1 protein-coding gene is annotated in these 890 nt (G+C 53.4%); it reads left to right on the forward strand.

Annotated features, from left to right (window positions below):
- Positions 1–150 precede the first annotated feature (150 nt).
- Positions 151–890 (forward strand): helix-turn-helix domain-containing protein (locus AC1DRJ_RS30075; protein ID WP_477805323.1); only part of this gene is annotated, 740 nt, incomplete at its 3' end.

An 890-nucleotide genomic window follows, 5' to 3' on the forward strand; every position in this document is an offset into this window, starting at 1 on the left:
CTTTGAACACTTGATGTCCGAAACACCTTCCGCAAGACTCAGGTACGCCAAGGCCATACAGGACTATAAGTAACAGCCTCGACGTATCCATACTATCGGTTTACAATTTATAGATATGTATAAATTCTATAAACCAGCTGGAGGGGCAGCATGATAGGCGAACGCCTAAAGCGCGCACGCGCAGCTGCTGGCCTTTCAATGCAGGCCTTGGGGCAGCAGGTTGGCGTCAGCGCCAACATGATCAAAAAATACGAGCATGGCGAAAGCATGCCCAGCTCAGGAATTCTGATTCGCCTAAGTAAAGCCCTAGCAGTGCGATCGGAGTACTTCTTCCGCCCAGTCAAGGTCGAACTCACGGGGGTGGAGTACCGAAAGCGCTCCAGTACACCTCAGAGCACATTGAAGCGTATTGAAGCCGATGTCTTAGATCAGGCCGAGCGCTGGCAGGAGTTGGCAAACCTGTGGCCTGCGTTTCCCGTCCAGCAGTTTTCCACACCGGCGCAGCTACTGGCCAAAATCGATTCCATGGAACAGATCGACACCTTAGCTGATCAACTCCGCGCCGCTTGGAATCTGGGGCTAACCCCCATTCCCGACCTAATCGATGTCCTAGAGTCCCATGGCATCTTGGTGATCATTACCAAGGTCGACTTACAGGCGAAATTCGATGGATTGCAAGCTTCTGTAGCCGACAAGCCAGTGATCGTGGTGTCCGCTAACTGGCCCGGTGACCGCCAACGCTTCACCTTGGCCCACGAGCTCGGTCATTTACTACTGCATGGTCGCCTGGAAACAGATCTCGACGAAGAGAAAGCATGCAATCGATTTGCTTCTGCGCTTCTGCTGCCGGCCATCGTCATGCGCCAACAGCTGGGCGAAAAGCGTCACAT

It is taken from the genome of Pseudomonas sp. P5_B2, from assembly GCF_056400445.1.